Annotated in this window: 4 protein-coding genes; 3 read left to right on the forward strand and 1 reads right to left on the reverse strand. The window is 56.9% G+C overall.

Annotated elements, in window-relative coordinates:
* From Q0K17_RS10405 to Q0K17_RS10415, 3 genes are all read left to right on the forward strand, one after another.
* On the forward strand, positions 1-798 hold a 798-nt coding region (locus Q0K17_RS10405; protein ID WP_294542832.1), incomplete at its 5' end, for a substrate-binding domain-containing protein.
* Between the two features lie 168 nt (positions 799-966).
* Complete coding sequence (locus Q0K17_RS10410; RefSeq protein ID WP_294542833.1) at positions 967-2,475, forward strand: sugar ABC transporter ATP-binding protein; 1,509 nt, start codon at positions 967-969, stop codon at positions 2,473-2,475.
* A gap of 16 nt (positions 2,476-2,491) precedes the next feature.
* Positions 2,492-4,147, forward strand: coding sequence for a galactoside ABC transporter permease (locus Q0K17_RS10415; RefSeq protein ID WP_294542835.1), 1,656 nt, complete (start codon positions 2,492-2,494; stop codon positions 4,145-4,147).
* Between the two features lie 158 nt (positions 4,148-4,305).
* Here Q0K17_RS10415 and Q0K17_RS10420 read toward each other — a convergent pair.
* The coding region (locus tag Q0K17_RS10420) for a flavin reductase family protein (RefSeq protein ID WP_294542837.1) at positions 4,306-4,813 on the reverse strand (508 nt) is incomplete at its 5' end.

Consider the following 4,813-nt stretch of genomic DNA (forward strand, 5'->3'; position numbering starts at 1 on the left):
GTTAAGGACGGCTCTCTGGAAGTCAACGGCAAGACCTACATCGTCCGTGAGCTGGCTTCTCAGGAAATGAAGAACTCCGCCGGCGCCACTTGGGACGCTGCCACTGCCGGCAACGCCATCGGCACCTGGGCCGCTTCCTTCGGTGATTCCATCGACGTGGTCGTTTCCAACAACGACGGCATGGGCATGTCCATGTTCAACGCCTGGTCCAAAGCGGAAGGCATCCCCACCTTCGGTTACGACGCCAACGCTGACGCCGTTGCTGCTATCGGCGAAGGCTACGGCGGCACCATCAGCCAGCACGCCGACGTTCAGGCTTACCTGACCCTGCGCGTCATCCGCAACGCTCTGGACGGCGTGGATATCGACACCGGTATCGGCACCGCTGACGAAGCCGGCAACGTGCTGAGCGACGACGTTTACAAGTACGTTGATACCGAGCGCTCCTACTACGCTCTGAACGTGGCTGTCACCGAGGAAAACTATCAGGACTTCATGGACTCCACTAAGGTTTACGAGCCCGTCTCCAACCAGCTGGATGCCACCACTCATCCCACCAAGAAGGTTTGGCTGGACATCTACAACTCCGCCGATAACTTCCTGGGCTCCACCTACCAGCCCCTGCTGCAGAACTATGATGATCTGCTGAACCTGGAAGTCGAATACATCGCCGGCGACGGCCAGACCGAGGCCAACATCACCAACCGTCTGAGCAACCCCAGCCAGTATGATGCTTTCGCCATCAACATGGTCAAGACTGACAACGGCGCTTCCTACACTGCTCTGCTGAGCCAGTGATTCCCACCGCAGTGTGCGGTGAACCGATTCGTTAACAGGTAACACCCACTTGCTATTAGGGAGTTGATATGCAAAGCAGCTTCTCCCTAATAGCGTTTTTTGATGAAACCACAGCAGGCGCGGCCCTGCGCCGCCGCTTGTAAATTTGCAGATACGGGAGTAACTAGAATGGCAGATGCGAAAGACGATATCGTCTTGTCAATTCGTGGTATGTGCAAGTCCTTCGGCCGCAACCGGGTTCTTGACCATATCAACCTGGACGTAAAGCGCGGAACTGTCATGGGGCTTATGGGCGAGAACGGTGCCGGTAAGTCCACGATGATGAAGTGCCTGTTCGGCACCTACCAGAAGGACGAAGGCAAGATTTTCCTCAACGGCAAGGAGATCAGCTTCTCCGGCCCGAAGGATGCCCTGGAAAACGGCATTGCCATGGTCCACCAGGAACTGAACCAGTGCCTGGAACGCAACGTCATCGATAACCTGTTCCTTGGCCGTTACCCGGTCAATTCCGCCGGCGTTGTTGACGAGACGAGAATGAAGAAAAAGGCCTCCGAGCTGTTCCGCAAGCTCGGCATGACCGTGAACCTGACCCAGCCCATGCGGAATATGTCCGTTTCCCAGCGGCAGATGTGCGAGATTGCGAAAGCCATCTCCTACAATTCCCAGGTCATCGTTCTGGACGAGCCCACCTCCTCCCTGACCGTGCAGGAAGTGGAAAAGCTCTTCGAGATGATGCGCATGCTCAAGTCGCAGGGTATTTCTCTGATTTACATCTCTCATAAGATGGACGAGATCTTCGAAATCTGCGATCAGATCTCGGTGCTGCGTGACGGCAACCTGGTCATGACCAAGGACACTGCCGACACCAACATGAACGAACTGATCTCCGCCATGGTCGGCCGCTCTCTGGAAAGCCGCTTCCCGCCGGTGGACAACACCCCCGGCGAACCGATCCTGTCGGTGCAGCATCTTTCTACCAAGTACGCGCCGCACCTGCAGGATATCTCCTTCGACGTGCGGGAAGGCGAGATCTTCGGCCTGTATGGCCTGGTCGGCGCCGGCCGTACTGAACTGCTGGAGACCATCTTCGGCGTTCGTACCCGCGCCGCCGGACGCGTGTACTTCAAGGGCCGCATGATGAACTTCAACAACGCCAAGGAAGCCATCGAGCACGGTTTTGCCATGATCACCGAGGAACGCAAGGCCAACGGCCTGTTCCTGAAGTGTGACCTGACCTTCAACACCACCATTGCCAACCTGAACCAGTACAAGGCCGGCGTGGCGCTGTCCAACCCCAAGATGGTCAAGGCCACCAACAAGGAAATCAAGATCATGCACACCAAGTGCATGGGCCCGGATGATATGATTACCAGCCTTTCCGGCGGCAACCAGCAGAAGGTCATCTTCGGCAAGTGGCTCGAACGCGAACCGCAGGTCTTCATGATGGATGAACCTACCCGCGGCATTGACGTCGGCGCCAAGTACGAAATCTATGAGCTGATCATCAACATGGCTAAACAGGGAAAGACGATCATCGTTGTTTCCTCCGAAATGCCTGAGATCCTGGGCATCACAAACCGTATCGGCGTCATGTCCAACGGTCACCTTTCCGGTATTGTCAATACCAAGGAGACCAATCAGGAAGAGCTGCTGAGACTCAGTGCGAAATACCTGTAAGTGGGGGAAAATACTTATGGTGACAGAAAAAACGAAAATCCTGACGGCTGAACAGGAAGCAGCGCTTCTGCAGCCCATCGACGAGCACGTCGGCGCCATTCAGGAAAAGATCAACGCCCTGCGCGTGGACGGCACCGACCAGGTCATCGAGATTCAGAACAACATCGACAACCTCAAGCGTGACCGCATTTATACCGAAGCGGAAAAGCAGACCAAGATCACCCAGCAGAAAGCTGCGCTGGAAAAGGCCAAGGCTGTGGAAGCCAAGAACAAGGATGCCATTGCCAAGCTTGTCAGCGAAGCGGAGAGCTACCTGAAAGCCCACTATGACACCGACTATTATCAGGCCGTGGTGGAAAGCTGCAAGCTGGAAAAGGTCGCCGCCCAGGAAAAGTACAAGGCAGCTGTGGCTGAACTGGAAAAGGAGCATCAGGCCACCCTGTCCAAGCTCACCGACGCCCATGAGATCAAGGACGAAAAGTACGTCCACAAGAACCGTCTGTTTGACGCCAAGATGCGGCTGGACAAGGACCTGCAGCTGGTCAAGGACCGCCAGCATGCGGCCTTTGACTACAAGTATCACCTCATTGACATGCTGCGCATGTCCAAGTTCACGGTAGGGGAGTCCCTGGCCCAGAAGTGGGAAAACTACAAGTACACTTTCAACCGTCGGGACTTCCTGCTGCGCAACGGCCTGTACATTGCCATCATCGTCATCTTTATTGCCCTGTGCATCATCACGCCGATCGTCAAGAATGTGCAGCTGCTCACCGTCAACAACATCCTGAACATTCTGCAGCAGGCTTCGCCGCGTATGTTCCTGGCGCTGGGCGTTGCCGGCCTGATCCTGCTGGCCGGTACTGACCTGTCCATCGGCCGTATGGTCGGTATGGGCATGACCGCCGCCACCATCGTGATGCACTCCGGCCCCAACACCGGTTCTGTGTTCGGCCACACCTTCGATTTCACCGGCCTGCCGGTCATCGCCCGTGTGCTGCTGGCTCTGGTGGTCTGCATCGTGCTGTGCACCATCTTCACGACCATCGCCGGCTTCTTCACGGCCAAGTTCAAGATGCACCCCTTCATCTCCACCATGGCAAACATGCTGGTCATCTTCGGTCTGGTTACCTACTCCACCAAGGGCGTGTCCTTCGGTGCCATTGAATCCAGCATTCCCAGCATGATCATCCCCAAGATCAACGGTTTCCCCACCATCATTCTGTGGGCTGTCGCGGCCGTTGCCATCGTCTGGTTCATCTGGAACAAGACCACCTTCGGCAAGAACCTGTTTGCTGTGGGCGGCAACCCTGAAGCGGCTTCCGTTTCCGGTATCTCCGTCTTCGGCGTCACCGTGGGCGCTTTCATCCTGGCCGGTATCCTGTATGGCTTCGGCTCCTGGCTGGAATGCATCCGCATGGTGGGCTCCGGCTCTGCTGCATACGGCCAGGGCTGGGAAATGGACGCCATCGCGGCCTGCGTCGTGGGCGGCATCTCCTTCACCGGCGGTATCGGTAAGATCTCCGGCGTTGTGGTCGGTGTCTTCATCTTCACCGCGCTGACCTACTCCCTGACCACTCTGGGCATTGATACCAACCTGCAGTTCGTCTTCTCCGGCATCATCATTCTGGTCGCCGTTATGCTCGACTGCCTGAAGTACGTCCAGAAGAAGTAATCCTGCTGTTTCTCACCACCTTTTTCCAACCCGCCGCGGAAGGGCTCCGGCCTTTCTGCGGCGGGCCCTTTTTGTCTGGCGTGGCAGAGGCCGCCGGAAGGCAGAATAAAAGACCGCCGTCGGGCAGAGGACCCGAACGACGGTCTTTTTCGTTGAATTTATGCTTTTCTGCGTCTTGTCTTTTTTCGCACACTGTATCCGAAAGTTCCCAGCCGACGCCCCAGGGCCAGATATTCCCCATGGGAATAGACGATGAGTTTTGCCTTGTCCAGACAGAGTTTGCCGTTTTCGTCCAGCAGGCGCTCATCCACATCCACGGCCACCACTTCGGCCAGGAACAGGTCATGGCTGCCCAGAGGGATGCGCTGGGTGACTTTGCATTCCAGATTCAGGGGACTCTCTTCCAGCAGGACGGTCCCCACCCGGGCAGCGGGGGCCGCATGCAGGCCCATGGCCGCAAACTTGTCCACTTCGCGGCCGCTCTTGACGCCGCACCAGTCCACAGCGCGGGTCAGCTGTTCTGTGGGAAGATTTACCACAAATTCGCCGCTTTCCTTGATGAGGTCATAGCTGTAGCGTTCCGGGCGCACACTGATGGACAGCATGGACGGCTGGGTGCAGATGGTGCCGCACCAACCCACTGTGATCAGGTTGGGCTTTTCGGGG

Source organism: uncultured Gemmiger sp., assembly GCA_944388105.1.
GTDB lineage: Bacteria > Bacillota > Clostridia > Oscillospirales > Ruminococcaceae > Gemmiger.

Bases quoted from the DNA above. Each gene is read 5' to 3' on its own strand.
- Q0K17_RS10415 (WP_294542835.1), top strand. From the start codon at position 2,492: ATGGTGACAGAAAAAACGAAAATCCTGACGGCTGAACAGGAAGCAGCG.
- Q0K17_RS10410 (WP_294542833.1), top strand. From the start codon at position 967: ATGGCAGATGCGAAAGACGATATCGTCTTGTCAATTCGTGGTATGTGC.